This is a genomic window from Rhizobium sp. CB3171 (assembly GCF_029714265.1).
Classification (GTDB): Bacteria; Pseudomonadota; Alphaproteobacteria; order Rhizobiales; family Rhizobiaceae; genus Rhizobium.
This window is the reverse complement of the sequence record NZ_CP121652.1, coordinates 14,312-28,764: the sequence shown is the minus strand read 5'-3', so window position 1 is coordinate 28,764 and position 14,453 is coordinate 14,312. Positions and strand designations below refer to the sequence as shown.

Annotated in this window: 14 protein-coding genes; 6 read left to right on the top strand and 8 right to left on the bottom strand. The window is 60.6% G+C overall.

Translation table 11 applies throughout. The features are described 5' to 3' along the window. Nucleotides 1-120: 120 nt before the first annotated feature. A complete protein-coding gene (locus QA648_RS00145) occupies nt 121-2,409 on the top strand; it encodes an NADP-dependent malic enzyme (RefSeq protein WP_104821823.1) in 2,289 nt (762 codons plus the stop codon). A gap of 77 nt (nt 2,410-2,486) precedes the next feature. After that, nucleotides 2,487-3,896: an adenylate/guanylate cyclase domain-containing protein gene (locus QA648_RS00140; RefSeq protein ID WP_283048831.1), complete on the top strand. Its 1,410-nt coding sequence runs from the start codon at nt 2,487-2,489 to the stop codon at nt 3,894-3,896. A gap of 36 nt (nt 3,897-3,932) precedes the next feature. On the opposite strand, the gene QA648_RS00135 is transcribed toward QA648_RS00140, so the two are convergent. The 5 genes from QA648_RS00135 to QA648_RS00115 form a co-directional block, all read right to left on the bottom strand. After that, nucleotides 3,933-4,772, bottom strand: coding sequence for a GNAT family N-acetyltransferase (locus QA648_RS00135; RefSeq protein WP_283051432.1), 840 nt, complete (start codon nt 4,770-4,772; stop codon nt 3,933-3,935). 271 nt (nt 4,773-5,043) lie between these two features. Beyond that, nucleotides 5,044-7,332, bottom strand: a complete 2,289-nt coding sequence (locus tag QA648_RS00130; RefSeq protein WP_283048830.1) for a PAS domain-containing hybrid sensor histidine kinase/response regulator — start codon at nt 7,330-7,332, stop codon at nt 5,044-5,046. 55 nt (nt 7,333-7,387) lie between these two features. Further along, complete coding sequence (gene lspA, locus QA648_RS00125; protein ID WP_283048827.1) at nt 7,388-7,906, bottom strand: signal peptidase II; 519 nt, start codon at nt 7,904-7,906, stop codon at nt 7,388-7,390. After that, on the bottom strand, nt 7,903-8,763 hold the full coding sequence (locus tag QA648_RS00120; RefSeq protein ID WP_283048825.1) for an RNA methyltransferase: 861 nt from the start codon (nt 8,761-8,763) through the stop codon (nt 7,903-7,905). The genes lspA and QA648_RS00120 overlap by 4 nt, the downstream gene beginning before the upstream one ends. Next, nucleotides 8,760-9,914, bottom strand: coding sequence for a class I SAM-dependent methyltransferase (locus QA648_RS00115; RefSeq protein ID WP_283051430.1), 1,155 nt, complete (start codon nt 9,912-9,914; stop codon nt 8,760-8,762). Before QA648_RS00115 ends, QA648_RS00120 begins: the two co-directional genes overlap by 4 nt. A gap of 115 nt (nt 9,915-10,029) precedes the next feature. Here QA648_RS00115 and QA648_RS00110 point away from each other — a divergent pair, with 115 nt between their 5' ends. Further along, nucleotides 10,030-10,482 carry a carbon monoxide dehydrogenase subunit G gene (locus QA648_RS00110; RefSeq protein WP_104821816.1) on the top strand — a complete coding sequence of 151 codons (453 nt, stop codon included), beginning with the start codon at nt 10,030-10,032 and terminating at the stop codon, nt 10,480-10,482. 34 nt (nt 10,483-10,516) lie between these two features. Then, complete coding sequence (locus QA648_RS00105) at nt 10,517-10,975, top strand: GNAT family N-acetyltransferase (RefSeq protein ID WP_283048823.1); 459 nt, start codon at nt 10,517-10,519, stop codon at nt 10,973-10,975. Here the strand turns inward: QA648_RS00105 and QA648_RS00100 are convergent. The 3 genes from QA648_RS00100 to sppA all read right to left on the bottom strand — a co-directional run bounded on the left by QA648_RS00100 (nt 10,967) and on the right by sppA (nt 12,745). Then, nucleotides 10,967-11,299, bottom strand: a complete 333-nt coding sequence (locus QA648_RS00100; RefSeq protein ID WP_283048821.1) for a LapA family protein — start codon at nt 11,297-11,299, stop codon at nt 10,967-10,969. The genes QA648_RS00105 and QA648_RS00100 overlap by 9 nt on opposite strands. A 156-nt stretch (nt 11,300-11,455) precedes the next feature. Continuing rightward, nucleotides 11,456-11,761 carry an integration host factor subunit beta gene (locus tag QA648_RS00095; RefSeq protein WP_004120746.1) on the bottom strand — a complete coding sequence of 102 codons (306 nt, stop codon included), beginning with the start codon at nt 11,759-11,761 and terminating at the stop codon, nt 11,456-11,458. Between the two features lie 27 nt (nt 11,762-11,788). Next, complete coding sequence (sppA, locus tag QA648_RS00090) at nt 11,789-12,745, bottom strand: signal peptide peptidase SppA (RefSeq protein WP_104821814.1); 957 nt, start codon at nt 12,743-12,745, stop codon at nt 11,789-11,791. A gap of 329 nt (nt 12,746-13,074) precedes the next feature. On the opposite strand from sppA, the gene lptC reads away from it, so the two are divergent. Together lptC and QA648_RS00080 are read left to right on the top strand one after the other, a co-directional pair. Continuing rightward, nucleotides 13,075-13,761 (top strand): LPS export ABC transporter periplasmic protein LptC, encoded by a 687-nt coding sequence (gene lptC / locus QA648_RS00085; protein ID WP_283048809.1) that lies wholly within the window; start codon nt 13,075-13,077, stop codon nt 13,759-13,761. Then, nucleotides 13,758-14,420, top strand: a complete 663-nt coding sequence (locus QA648_RS00080) for an LptA/OstA family protein (protein WP_104821812.1) — start codon at nt 13,758-13,760, stop codon at nt 14,418-14,420. The genes lptC and QA648_RS00080 overlap by 4 nt, the downstream gene beginning before the upstream one ends. Nucleotides 14,421-14,453: the final 33 nt, after the last annotated feature.

The following is a 14,453-nucleotide window of genomic DNA, read 5'->3' as shown; positions in this document are numbered from 1 at the left end:
CGTTCACGGAGGTGCAGTTTTTCCCAAAAAATGAGGTGCCACCCTATCCGCGCGCCGCTATAGAAGACAACAGCTATCGGGCAAGAGGGACCGGTCGCCCACAGGAGGTTTGGAGGATACATGCCTGACACCAACAGCACGTCGCGTTCGGGAACGGGGATCACCGATCAGGAAGCGCTCGACTTCCACAAGCAGGGCCGCCCCGGCAAGCTCGAAATCAACCCGACCAAGCCGATGGCGACGCAGCGCGATCTTTCGCTCGCCTATTCGCCCGGCGTCGCCGTTCCGGTAAAGGCAATCGCCGCCGATCCCGGCACGGCTTACGACTACACGTCTCGCGGCAATATGGTGGCAGTCATCTCCAACGGCACGGCCATTCTCGGCCTCGGCAATCTCGGAGCGCTGGCCTCCAAGCCGGTGATGGAAGGCAAGTCCGTTCTCTTCAAGCGCTTTGCCGATGTCGATTCGATCGATCTCGAAATCGACACCGAAAATGTCGACGAGTTCATCAACTGCGTCCGCTACCTCGGCCCCTCCTTCGGCGGCATCAACCTCGAGGATATCAAGGCGCCTGACTGTTTCATCATCGAGCAGCGCTTGCGCGAGCTGATGGACATTCCCGTCTTCCACGACGACCAGCACGGCACCGCCATCATCGCCGCCGCCGGCCTGATTAATGCGCTGGAATTGACCGGCCGCGACCTCAAGACCACCAAGCTCGTCTGCAACGGCGCGGGTGCGGCCGCGATCGCCTGCGTCGAGCTGATCAAGGCGATGGGCTTCAATCCGGACAACATTGTGCTCTGCGACACGAAGGGCGTGATCTACCAAGGCCGCAGCGAGGGCATGAACCAGTGGAAATCGGCACATGCGGTGAAGACCGACAGCCGCACGCTGGAAGATGCGATGAAGGGCGCCGATGTGGTTTTCGGCCTTTCGCAGAAGGGTGCCTTCTCCGCCGAGATGATCCGCTCCATGGCCGACAAGCCGATCATCTTCGCCATGGCCAATCCCGATCCGGAAATCACGCCGGAGGAAGTCGCCCGCATCCGCGACGACGCGATCATGGCGACGGGACGCTCCGACTATCCGAACCAGGTCAACAACGTCCTCGGCTTCCCCTATATCTTCCGCGGCGCGCTCGACGTGCGGGCTTCGACGATCAACGATGAAATGAAGATCGCTGCCGTCAGGGCGCTGGCCAGCCTGGCGCGCGAAGACGTGCCGGACGATGTCGTCGCCGCCTATCAGGGCGCGCGGCCGCGTTTCGGGGCACAATACATCATCCCCGTGCCCTTCGATCCGCGCCTGATCTCGGCGATCCCGGTTGCCGTCGCGCAAGCCGCGATCGAAAGCGGCGTCGCCCGCCGCGCGATGCCGGACATGGCCGCTTATGCGCGCGAACTTTCGGCCCGGCGCGACCCGATCGCCTCGACGCTCGCACAGCTCTACGAGCGCGTACGCCGGCATCCAAAGCGGATCGTCTTCGCCGAAGCCGAGGAAGAGCAGGTCATGCGCGCCGCTTTGTCCTATGCCAACCAGGGGCTCGGCACCGCCATCCTGCTCGGCCGCGAGGACCTTCTCCACGCAACCGCCGACCGCGCCGGGATCGACCTCAACCGGCCAGGCTTGGAGATCGTCAACGCCCGCATTTCGAAGCGTGTTGAGGCCTATATCGACTATCTCTATGCCCGGCTGCAGCGCAAAGGCTACCTGCACCGCGATGTGACGCGCCTGATCCACAATGACCGCAACCACTTCGCCGCCTGCATGGTGGCGCTCGGCGATGCCGATGGCATGGTGACGGGGGTGACGCGCAACTACTCGACCGCGCTCGACGACGTGCGCCGCTGCATCGACGCCAAACCGGGGCACAGGGTCATCGGCGCATCGCTGGTGCTTGCCCGCGGCCGCACCGTCATCGTTGCCGACACCGCCGTGCATGACATGCCGACTGCGGAAGAACTGGCTGATATAGCCGAGGAAGCCGCCGGCTTCGCCCGGCGCATGGGTTATGAACCGCGTGTCGCCATGCTCGCCTACTCCACCTTCGGCCATCCCTCGGGCGAACGCTCCGAACGGGTGCGCGAGGCGGTGAACATTCTTGACAAGCGCTATGTCAATTTTGAATTCGACGGCGAAATGGCCGCCGATGTGGCGCTGAACCGCAAGATCATCGAGACCCAGTATCCTTTCTCGCGTCTTTCCGGTCCTGCCAACGTGCTGGTCATGCCGGCTTTCCATTCGGCCTCGATCTCGACGAAGATGCTGCAGGAACTCGGCGGTTCCACCGTCATCGGCCCGCTGCTCGTCGGCCTCGACAAGCCGGTGCAGATCACCTCGATGGGAGCCAAGGATTCCGACATCGTCAACATGGCGGCGATCGCCGCCTACGGTGCGGGATCGTAATCAACTACGCTGAATAGTGGACCCGGCGGCCGGAGAAAGGCAATGGCCGCCGGGTCATTTCGGTGTAAAATAGGGAAATGAGTGAAGCCCAGTCCCTTTTCGAAGTGCTGCGCCATTCAGCGCGGCCAGATATTATCGACGCTATTGAGCAGCTCGTCCGTGACGCGCCCGATCGCAAGCTCAACCGGGTGAACGCGCTTGCCTTCGCAGCCGAGCACGGCTTCGATGAAGAGCAGACCATCAACGCCTTCCTGCATGCGTCTCGCCTCGGCCTCTTCGAGATCTCCTGGAATGTTCTTTGCCCCGGCTGCGGCGGAGTGCTGGATGCCAATACCTCGCTGAAAACCGTTCAGAGCGACACCTATAGCTGCGCGCTTTGCGCTGCCGGCTATGAGCCGACCCTCGACGAGATGGTCGAAGTCACCTTCACCGTCAGCCCGCGCGTCCGCCACATCGAGGCTCACAATCCGCACGAATTGCCGCCCTTCGAATATTTTCGGCAGATTTATTGGGGTTCCGGCGTAGATCTTCCCGACAAGGGTTACGAAGCGAAGGTCGACCAATTCGTTCTGGAGGCGCTGGAACTGCCTGCCGGAGAAAAAGCCGTCGTATCGCTTCAGTTGCCGGCGGAGTACGTCATCATCTTCGAGCCGGTTACGCATGCGGCTCAATTCGTCGATGTGAAAGGCGAACCATCGAAGGAGCGGCAGACCCTCACGCTCGTGTTCGATCGCATGCACCGGCACAGCGAACCTATTACCTTACGACCCGGTCCTCTGCGCATTCTGATGGAAAACCACACGGAGGTCCGCACACTGCCATCAATCTGCGTGGCCAATGACGTGCTTCACAGCCTGCTGGGTCAGCGGCGTCCATTCCTGACCGCGAAGCGACTGCTCTCGAACCAAACTTTCCGCGACATCCACCGTACGGACACGATTGACGTGGACCAGCGGCTGAAGATCACCAGCCTCACTTTTCTGTTCACCGATTTGCGCGGCTCGACGGCGCTGTATGAAAGGGTCGGCGACCTTGCCGCTTTCGATCTGGTGAGGACCCATTTCAGCATTCTGCATGAGATCGTTGGTGCAGAGGCAGGTGCGGTGGTCAAAACCATCGGCGATGCGGTCATGGCGACGTTTCCAACCCCGGACCGAGCGCTGGCGGCGGCAATGCGGATGCGCGAAGCAATGCTCAGCCTTAACAAGGAGCGCGGCAACGACGATCTTCTTCTAAAGATCGGCATTCACGAGGGACCGTGCATCGCCGTCAGCTTGAACGAGCGTCAGGACTATTTCGGACAGACGGTCAACATCGCTTCCCGCGTCCAGCATCTCGCCAATTCGCACGAAATATTCGCCACCGGCTCCGTACTCGACAACCCCCGCGCCAGCGAATTGCTGACGACCCATGGTTTGCAGCCGCAGTCCCACCACGTCTCGCTCCGCGGCATTACGGATGAGATTGATATTTTTGCGATTCCCTAAGGATGGCCGTTGCCCGCCCAGCCCGGCTTGCGCCGATCAGCTCGCGAAGCGACCGGCGTCGGCGCCGTAATAGTTGACGTAGCGGTCCGAAATGCTGGCGATCGGCAAGACGATCAACACGTCCGTCGTGTTGAAGGCATGATCGACGACGGCGGTGGAACCGACCATGGCACCGAGACGCAGGTAACCCTTGATCAGCGGCGGCAGCGCCATCAGCGCCTTCTTGGAATTGACCGCTTCGACCGGCATCAAGTCCATGGTGCGAGCGAGCGACGGTAGCGCGCCGACGGCCCATTCATCCTTGGCAATGACATTGTGGTAGAGGAAAGAGAGAGCCAGCGCATGCTGCTCCGGACGGATGCCGGGGAAGGAGGCGCAGCCGAACATGGCGTTCATGCCGTGTTTCAGAGAATAGGCCCAATTGCCCTGCCACAGCAGTTCGACCGTGCGCTTGGTGCGATATTCCGGCAGTACACAGGAACGGCCGAGTTCCATGAAGCGCTTTTCTGGATGGCGAGCGAGCAGAGCGTCGATATCGAATTCCGAAGAGGAATAGAAACCGCCATTCGCCATCGCCACGTCCTGACGCAGCAGGCGATAGGTGCCGACGATCTGGTCTTCCGAATCACCTTCCAGCGAGCGGTCGAGAACCAGCAGATGGTCGCAGATCGAATCCCAGCTATCGATATCGCGCTGCCGACGCATGGCATCGGCCGGGAGTTGCGCATTCATCTCCTCAACGAAGACGCGATAGCGCACCGCCTGAGCAGCATCGATTTCCCGCGCCGTGCGAGCAAGGCGCGTTTCTAGATTTCCGATGCGTCCGAGCACATCGCTGGCAACCGGCGCAACCGTTGCCTTTGAAGACTGAACCATTTCGCCCTGAGCTTCGCGATTCAAAATTTCGATGGACATGGCGACTCCCCCTCTACGGGTTAATATAGGCGCCATAAAGCAAATTCGTGCGACAGGAAAGTGACATGGTGCGTTGCGAAAAGCAAGAACCGTGCCTGTTTCCACCATCGAATTTGGACAAAGCCCTTGTATCCCAGGGGATGCTCTTAAAAGATGCGACGCGGCTTTTGGCTCAGTTCGTCATCGCGTGGGCGGATAAGGCCGAATCGCGATTCGGGGACATGTTTTCAATCTAGGCGCGTCCGAAAGCCTGTTTCGACAGGCCTTGCACCTCGGCGATCAAGCGATCGGGATCGACCGGCTTGACGATGACGGCATCGGCCCCGGAAAGCAGGGCCTGGCGACGGATGGCGTCGCGGCTGTCGGCGGTCAGCACGATCACAGGCAGCGGCGAAAGGCCGTATCGGCGCTCCAGCGCCCTCAGTTGCGCGAGCATAGCCGCGCCCTCGCCGCCTGGCATGGTGAGGTCGGTGACGACGACGTCAGGGCGGTTCTCGCTGTTTTCGGCGCGGGCGAGCAAATTATCGAAATCCTCGACGAGACGAACCCTATGGCCGGCTTTGGCGAGCATGGCGCGCACCAGCATGGCATTGACGGGATCGTCCTCGCCCAAGAGAACGTTGAGGGCGGCATCTGCCGCCTCCGGCGTCACGAGACTGATCTGGGGCGGGCTACTCAGCACATCGCGCTTTTCCATGCCGCGCATGCGGCCGCTCAGCACATCGATCAGCGATTGTTCGCGCAGCGGCCGAATGAGCCAGGCATCGAAGAGATCGAGCGGATGCGTATTGCGCTCTTCCGGATTGACCAGAAAGATCTTTCTGAGACCGAGCGCAGCAAGCTCAGTTCCTTCGCGGAAATACCGGGGCGCCATGCGATGATCGACAATGATATCCGTCAGCGACATGCCGGCGTCGTGAGGCGCAGACTGCGCCAGGTTTTTCACATCATCAGGACCGATCACCCGGCAGTGGCCGCCGAGCGTGCGGATGGTGTCGGCAATCGCAGTGCTTGCCGCCCCTTCCGGCGCCAGCAGCAGGACACGAGAACCTTTGAGCAGTTCGCTGCGCCCAGCCGGCTCGTTCTCCGCGGCGACGACGGAAATCGGAAAACGGACGGTGAATTCACTGCCCTCGCCCCGCGCGCTGGAAACGCTCAATGTGCCGCCGAACTCGCGCAGGATGCGGGCGGAGATCGCCAGCCCCAGGCCTGTGCCGGCGCTTCTGTCCAACACATTGCCCGCCTGTTCGAACTCGCCGAAGATGCGTGCCTGCTCCTCCTCGGTCATTCCCGGGCCGCTATCCCTGACGGATATCACCAGGTCATCGCCATCGAGGCCGGCGCGGATCAGCACGCCACCGGTCTGCGTGAACTTCACGGCGTTGCCGATGACATTGAACAACACCTGGCGCAGCCGGGCAGGATCGAACTCCATGGTTTCGGGAACATCCGCCGCGACGGTCGCGGCGATCTCGATGCCTTTTTCATGGGCGCGATGGGCGAGCATCTCGACAACGCCTTCCAGCAGCGGCCGCAGATGTTCGGTGCGCGGCCGGAGCTGGAAGCGGCCGACTTCGATCGTCGAGAAATCCAGCAGGTCTTCGACGAGCTGCACCAGGGCGTTGCCGGACTGGCGGATACCGGTCAGGTAATTGGCCTGCTCCAGCGTCAGCGGCGTCTGGGCAAGCAGATGGTTCATGCCGAGAATTCCCGACAGGGGCGTGCGGATCTCGTGGCTGACGGTGGCGAGCAGCCGTGATTTGGCGGCACTGTTGTATTCCGCCTTCAGCCTGGCCTCCTCGCGAAGGCGCGCTGCCTGCCGTTCCTCGGTGACGTCGCGGGCGACACTCTGGATTCTCAACTGTCCGGTGGCGGGATCGCGGAACATGACATCGTGCCATGCGAAGATGCGCGGGCCTTCCGGCGTGGAAATCTCCGCATCCTGACGCTGGGAATCCGTCGCAACCCGGAAGACGAGTCCCGCCGCCTCCAGCGTCAAACCCTCCGGGTTCGACTTGCCGGTCAGGTTACGGAAGGTGGCGTTGGCATGGACGATGCGGCGTTCGATGTCGCGTGTCACCGTGATATCGCCAAGCGCATCGTGGATGGTGGCGAGCAGGCTAGTGCTTTCGTTGCTCTCCCAGAGACGGTCATGCTCGTGTTCGCTGAGTGCCAGCATATCCGCTATGACCTTGCGGGCAGCATGTCGCCTGCGCGAGACACCGGCGCCGACGATCGCCAGCGCTATCAGTCCCAGCAAACCGGCAAGCGCCAGCGGTCCACCGGCATAGCCGACCGACATGAGCGCCACGCCGGCGATCAAACCGCCACCGTTCAACCAATGGCGGTGCAGCCATAGGGAAAAATCGGACGGCGACGTATCCGGTCTGTCAGCCGGCGAAATCTCGATGGGATCGGTGGCCATGAGCGGCGTGCCGCCCACCGGCCGTTCGCGCGGCGCGTCGTGGTCGTCGGTGGTGGCGGCGACAAGCTTTTCCTGCAGGTTTGCCAGAGTGCTCATGTAGCCTTACTAACATGCGCACTGTTCCCGATGCCTTCAGGGATTCGCTAGAATTTTAAGCTTTTGCCTTTTTCGGCAGAAGCAGCTCGTCCAGAATGACGCAACCGGCCCCGACAGTGATGAAACTGTCGGCGAGATTGAAGACGGCGAACGACCATGTTTCCGTATGGAAGAGAATATAGTCGATCACATGACCATAGAGGAACCGGTCGATCAGGTTGCCGAGCGCACCGGCTATGATCAACGCGAAGCCGAGATGGGCAAGCCAGCGATGATTGGGCGTCCGTCGCCAGAGCCAGAGCACGAAAACGACGATGACGAGCCGCATGCCGACGATGAACCAACCGTCCATGCCCGACAGCATCGAGAAGGCGACGCCGAGATTATAGGTGCGATAGAGCGCCAGCATCGGAATGACCGGCACCATCTCCTGCAAAGGCAGCCAGTTGTCGACCATGAGCTTAACGGCCTGGTCGAGGACGACAGCGGCCACAATGAAAATCAGGATCGGCATGGGCCGGGAAAACAGTGCGGGTTTTACGGGCGCCTGTTCGTTTATCTCGCTGTCAGTCATCGCGTCTCGCTGAGGGTCAGAAGATGGCGGCGGGCTTCGAACAGCATTACCGCCGTCGCCACTGCCAGGTTGAGGCTATCGGCGCGGCCGGCCTGCGGGATGCGGGCAAGCGCATCGGCCTCCTTCGCCAAGGCATCCGGCAAGCCGGACTGTTCGTTGCCCATCAGCAGCACGACGGGCTTCTTCTTGTAGTCGATCGTGCGGTAGTCGACGGCGCCGGCCAGATGGGTGGCGACGACGGAAACACCCGCCGTCTTCTTCCAGGCCAGAAACTCCTCTGGCGTCGCCTTGACGACGGGAACGGCGAAGACCGAGCCCATGGTTGCCCTGACCGTTTCCAGCGAAAACGGGTCCGTCGTCTCACCAACGAGGATGACGCCCGAGGCGCCGGCTGCATCCGAGGTGCGGATGATGGTGCCGAGATTGCCGGGATCACGCACGCGATCGAGCGCCACCCAGGTGTCGCCGGCTTTCGGCTTGACGTCACGAAGCTGCCGCCAGCGCTGGTCGAATATGCCGACCACCATTTGCGGATTGTCACGGCGGGTGATGGAGGCGATGACCTTTTCGCTGACTTCGAGCACCAGCCCGCCGACCGCGACGGTCTTGGCCGCCACCTGCTCGACCAGCGGCTTGCCCTTGGCTGCCTTGGCATAGACCAGCGTGCGAATGGTCCAGCCGAGCTCCAGGGCATCAATGACCAGCTTCAAGCCTTCCGCCAGGAAAGCGCCGCTCTCCTCGCGGGACTTCTTATTGGTCAGCGCCTTGATATCCTTGATGATCGGATTGGCAAGGGAGGTGACCTCCTTGACATGTCCGACCTTGCGAGGGCCGTCACTACTGAAATCCTGGTTCATTTCGGCACCCAGCGGCTGAAGAGAGATGTGGAGAGTGCCCGGCCCGGCGTCTTGCCGTCGAGGCCTGTCTCGCGGATTACCAGTTCGCCGGATTCGACGACGCCACCGGCGCCCCGCATGGTTTCGCGCATAAGCTCATGGATCGAATAGAAGCTGGCGCGGATGGAATAGGCCGTCAGCACCAGGCCAAGCGCCTTGGGCGACAGGATCTCACGGCAAATGTCGAGCATCGACGGCAGGTGTTCGAAGAGATGCCAGACTTCGCCATTCGGACCGCGGCCGAATTTCGGCGGGTCCGTCAGGATGATGTCGTATTTATTGCCGCGCCGTTCCTCGCGCAGGATGAATTTCATGGCGTCTTCGCAGATCCAGCGGATCGGCAGCTTTTCCATGCGGCCGAGCGCCTGGTTTTCCCGCGCCCAGCCGATCGCCTTCTTCGAGGCGTCGACATGGGTAACTTCCGCGCCGGCAGCGGCGGCGACCAGGGAGGCGACACCGGTATAGCCGAAGAGGTTCAGCACCTTCAGCGGCCGCTTTGCGGCTTCGACCTGCTCCTTCATCCATGCCCAGTGCACAATCTGCTCCGGGAAGACGCCGACATGGCGAAAGGCGGTGAAGCGGCCGAGAAAATCGATGCCGAGCAATTGCAGCGGCCAGGTCTCGCCGAGCGCTTCGCGCGGAAACCGCCAGCGGCCCATGCCGTCCTCATCAGTGTCGCCGGTGAAGATCGCATCGGCATTGTCCCAGAGATGGGCGGCAAGCGACGGCTGCCACAGTGCCTGCGCCTCCGGCCGGACGATGCGATAGGGACCGTATTGCTCGAGCTTCAGCCCGTTGCCGCTGTCGATCAGGTGGAAATCCCCGGCGCCCAGCGATTCAAGGATAACGGGCACGCGCTCCACGGGACGCTCGCCGTTTCGCACGATCAACGGGCGTTCGGACGCGACCGCGACAGGCGCCGCGCCGCGGGATTCCGACACTCGCTCACCGCTGTCGCGCGCGGCCGGAGTAGACCGCGGGCCGTTATCGCGTGCGGGCTTTGCCGGTGGCTTGCCGGTCTTGAGGGGCGCGTCGCGCCTGGCATCCCTTTGGGGCTTTGCGCCGGGGCCGCCCGCGGCTTTCGAACCGGGCCGGCGTTCCTTCTGTTTCACCATGCTTGTCTCAAAATTGATATGTGCGTGCAAATAGCATCTGGCCGCCACTTGGCAAAGCGCTTTCCGATCTGCGATTATCCCCGGACGAAATGCCAGATCGGGAGGGTTGCGCATGGATATGACCGGTGAAGAACGGATTGCCGCGCCGCGGGACGTCGTGTGGGCCGCGCTGAACGACCCCGATATTCTCAAGCAATGCATTCCCGGCTGCCAAAGCCTGGAGAAGATTTCGCCGACAGAACTGACGGCAACGGTGAAATTGAAGATCGGCCCGGTCTCCGCCACATTCAACGGTGAAGTGACGCTCTCCAACATCAATGCACCGGAGAGCTATACGATCTTCGGCGAAGGAAAGGGCGGCATTGCCGGCTTTGCCAAGGGTGGGGCCGATGTCACACTGAAAGAGGAAAGCGGCGAGACGATCCTGCATTATGAGGCCAAGGCCCAGGTCGGCGGCAAGATCGCCCAGCTCGGCTCGCGGCTGGTCGATTCCAGTGCGAAGAAACTGGCGCAGCAGTTCTTCGCCGATTTCACGGCGGCCCTCAACGGCCAGGCCAGCGCCTGATTGCGATCGTCATCCGACCCGCCATAGACTGCTCATGACGTCAAAACCAGACCTTTGGACCATCCGGCCGGCACGCGAGCGGGATACGGACATTCTCGCCGATATCTATCTGCGCGTCCGTCGCATGACGTTTCTCTGGGTCGACCCCGGCAAATTCCATAGCGAGGACTTCGCCATTCACACGAAAGGTGAGCGCGTCTTCGTCTGCGAGGATCGGAACGGCACCATCGCCGGCTTCATGGCGCTATGGGAACCGGATGATTTTATCCATATGCTCTACATCCTGCCCGCATTCCAGGGCCGGGGCGCCGGCAAGGCGCTGCTTGCCGCCCTGCCGGAATGGCCGAAGCGGCACTACCGGCTGAAATGCCTGGTGAAAAACACGCGCGCCATCGCCTTTTATCGCGGCCTTGGTTTTGCGATCATTGGCGACGGCTCATCGCCGGAGGGTGATTACAAGGATATGCAGTTCGGTGGCGACCAGTCACTTTGACGGAAGTTGGCCGGCGATCTGTTCGGCGCGGTTGCGGTGCTTGTCGGCTTCCGCCTGCCAGCGCACGGCTTCGCGCGACTGACTCCGGGCAAGCTTGCGGTGTTTGCCCTGATTGAACCAGGTGACGGCCGCGCCGACCAACATGCCGATAATCAGCGCCACAAACAGCAGCACGAACAGCGGCGCGTTCAGTGACAGCACCTGATCCTCAGGCCTGAACGGATTGAGCGCAAGCGTGACGGACTGCCGGTTGGCGACGCAGAAGATGATGAGAATGATGCCGAGCGGCAGCAATATCAGCAGGTTGATGATCTTCTTGGCCATTGCGAACGCTCCTTTGTCCAGGCGCATCCGTGCCATGCACTCCTATCGCCTATAGCCCCAGAATAAGAAAGACCGGGCCGAGTTCAAGTGCCACCCGGTCACGGCACAATCATGTCCACCGGGGACATTCGCAAAGAGTGTCGGTCAAAACGACGATTAATTGTCGTCTTCTTCATCGCCGGCGCCAGGATTCAGGCGCTCGCGTAGCTCCTTGCCCGTCTTGAAAAAGGGAACCCATTTTTCTTCGACGAACACCGTATCGCCCGTGCGCGGGTTGCGACCGGAGCGCGAGGGCCGGTTCTTGACGGAGAAAGCGCCGAAGCCGCGAAGCTCAACGCGGTTTCCCGCAGCGAGCGCATCGGTGATCTCGTCGAGGACAGCATTGACGATATTTTCGACGTCCCGGTGGTAAAGATGTGGGTTACGTGCCGCAACAATCTGCACCAATTCCGACTTGATCACGGTTGGCCCCCTTAAATCATTGATTTATCAATTGGCTGCACCCTGCCAAACAGAAAGCAGGCCGTCAAGAAACAACTTCTCTGTCATAATTTTCTGGAGATCCTCTCCCTTCACAAAATCATCATAACCGAGACGATTTAGCAACCAGGAAGCGGCGCTCGGCCAAAAGAAGGATGAGGTTTTGTCCTGTGCCTTCCAATCGATGATCGGCAAGTCCTTTTTGACCTTGCGCGTGTCGAGATAGGCGCGGATTTCGTCCTCGCCGCCGAGGGTGTCGACCAGCTTGTTTTGCAATGCCTGCCGGCCGGTGAAGATGCTGCCGTCCGCAAGCTTCAACACGTCCTCGCGCGGCAATTTGCGGCGGTCGGCGACGAGATCGACGAACCAGCCATAGCTGTCCATGACCATGCTGCGGATCATAGCCTTGGCCTCTTCGCTCGCCGGATGGAATGGCGACGGCTCGGCCTTCAGCGGCGCCGACTTGATCTCGTCCAGCGAGAGGCCGAGCTTGTCGAGCAGGTCTTTCGCCTGCGGATACTGAAAGATGACGCCGATCGAACCGGTGATCGAGGTGTCGCCGGCGACAATATCATCACCCGCCGTGGCGATCATATAGCCCGCAGACGCCGCAACGGTGCGGATATCGGAAACCACAGGCTTCTTCGCGGCAACGGCACGAATGGCCTTGAAGATGCGTTCGCCGCCATAGGTCGTGCCACCGGTCGAAGAAATCGAGACGATCAGCGCCTTGACCTGATCACTGTCCTGGATCTTCTTCAGCCGCTCCAAAAGCTCGGTGTCATCCTGGATAAGCCCGGAAATCTTGACCCGGGCGATCTGCGGCCCGCGTATGGCGGGCAAATCGCCGGCAGCGAAACTGTAAAGCGCAAAGCCGAGCGCCACCAGGAGAAGGACGGCGACGACGCGCCAGAAGCCGAGCTTGCGGCGCAATTGCCGCCGATCTGCGATTGCAGAACTGTCCATGACGCCTTATCTCTCCCCTTGTCATAAATTGGATACACAACGAACCGGATAGACCAACACCATGAAACGGGCATAATCCTTCGCGAAAATCCACCTCGATTTTCGAGATTGTGCTCCAGGCTTTCCATGCGGCGTTTCGTCAGATAGGGCGATGACCGATCGGACGAAACCGCTGCGTATTATATTTTTTTGCTAAAATTGCTTGTTGCAGAAAAAAATCCATATTGGCAAGCCAATGCAATAATGCGAAACGATCTGCCAGGCTTGTTGGCACAGTCTGTGCATGACTCGAACGTGTTTTTACGGATCAGAGAAGACGGACCTGTTGCATGCTCAATACTATCGAGACCTCCGGCCAGGCGATCGGCTCCGAGCTAGAAAGAAACGCGTATAAGGACGCGATCTTTCATTCCGCGCGCGTGAGAAGACTGAAAATCCTGCTTCCTTTGGCTGCGTTCATCGTCTCGCTGATCTTCATCGCGGTTTCGGTCGTGCGCGCATATCTGCCGGAGAATATTCAGATCGAAGGCGCGAGGATCGAGGACGGCAAGGTCGTGATGGAGCGCCCTGCCATTGCCGGCCGCAACAAGGACGGCATCAACTATTCCATGCTCGCCGAGAAGGCGCTGCAGGACATTAAGAATCCCAATATGATCACCCTCAAGACCATCAAGGCCTCCATGCCGGTCAACAACCAGGTGATCGCGCATGTGACGGCTCAAAGCGCGGATTTCGACCGCCAGGCCGACACGCTGCAGCTCACCGCACCCTTTACCATTCTGATGGACAACGGTTTGCGCGCCGAATTCAAAACAGCTTTCCTCGACGTGAAGAAGGGTGACCTCTCCAGCCAGGATCAGGTTGCAATCTACAGAGGAGGCATGTCGGTTGTTGCACAGTCGCTCAAGATGACGGATAAGGGGAGCGTAATCGTATTCGACGGGCAGGTTCAGATGCATATCGAACCAGCCACACTCCATAATTCAGCTAGCGACCAACAGCCGGGCGGTTCATGACAAACGATTGGCGTCATTCTCTTTTCAACTCTGGCCTGCGCAAGGCCGGCCTCTTCTGCGCCTTTAGCGCACTTGCGATTTTTGCGGCGACGGAAGTCGGCGCCCAGGCGACGACGAGCAACATGCCCGGCCTGAAGCTTTCCAAGGATCAGCCGATCCAGATCGAAAGCGACAAGCTGGAAATCCACGACGCGGAAAGCCAGGCAGTGTTCACCGGCAACGTCAAGGTCGTCCAGGGCACCACGACGATGCAGGCCGGCAAGATGACGGTCTTCTACAAGAAGAAGCAGCCTGCCGACGCCAATGCCAAGCCGGCAACGGAAAATCCGGTCGCAAACGCCGCCAAGCAGCAAAACCAGTCGCTGGTCTCGGGCGACGCCGACATCGACCACATTCTGGTCACCGACAAGGTCTATCTCGTGTCCGGCACGCAGACGGCGACGGCGGATGACGGCTCTTTCGACATGGCCAACCAGCTTGCCATTCTCAAGGGCCAGAAGGTCGTGCTGACCGACGGGCCGAACGTGTTCACCGGCTGTCAGCTCACCGTGCATATGGCCACGGGTGAAGCGCAACTGGATGCCTGCGGGGGTCGCGTCCAGATTCAGCTCGATCCGAAATCGCAGCAAGTGCAGCAGCAACAGCAAAAAAAGAACTGATCCCGGTCTTCTCGTGACGATATCGACCACACC

Coding starts and splice junctions, on each gene's coding strand:
- QA648_RS00135 (WP_283051432.1), bottom strand. CDS start 4,772: ATGGTTCAGTCTTCAAAGGCAACGGTTGCGCCGGTTGCCAGCGATGTG.
- QA648_RS00100 (WP_283048821.1), bottom strand. CDS start 11,299: ATGGCCAAGAAGATCATCAACCTGCTGATATTGCTGCCGCTCGGCATC.
- sppA (WP_104821814.1), bottom strand. CDS start 12,745: ATGGACAGTTCTGCAATCGCAGATCGGCGGCAATTGCGCCGCAAGCTC.
- QA648_RS00105 (WP_283048823.1), top strand. CDS start 10,517: ATGACGTCAAAACCAGACCTTTGGACCATCCGGCCGGCACGCGAGCGG.
- lspA (WP_283048827.1), bottom strand. CDS start 7,906: ATGACTGACAGCGAGATAAACGAACAGGCGCCCGTAAAACCCGCACTG.
- QA648_RS00130 (WP_283048830.1), bottom strand. CDS start 7,332: ATGAGCACTCTGGCAAACCTGCAGGAAAAGCTTGTCGCCGCCACCACC.
- QA648_RS00145 (WP_104821823.1), top strand. CDS start 121: ATGCCTGACACCAACAGCACGTCGCGTTCGGGAACGGGGATCACCGAT.
- lptC (WP_283048809.1), top strand. CDS start 13,075: ATGCTCAATACTATCGAGACCTCCGGCCAGGCGATCGGCTCCGAGCTA.
- QA648_RS00080 (WP_104821812.1), top strand. CDS start 13,758: ATGACAAACGATTGGCGTCATTCTCTTTTCAACTCTGGCCTGCGCAAG.
- QA648_RS00140 (WP_283048831.1), top strand. CDS start 2,487: ATGAGTGAAGCCCAGTCCCTTTTCGAAGTGCTGCGCCATTCAGCGCGG.
- QA648_RS00120 (WP_283048825.1), bottom strand. CDS start 8,763: ATGAACCAGGATTTCAGTAGTGACGGCCCTCGCAAGGTCGGACATGTC.
- QA648_RS00110 (WP_104821816.1), top strand. CDS start 10,030: ATGGATATGACCGGTGAAGAACGGATTGCCGCGCCGCGGGACGTCGTG.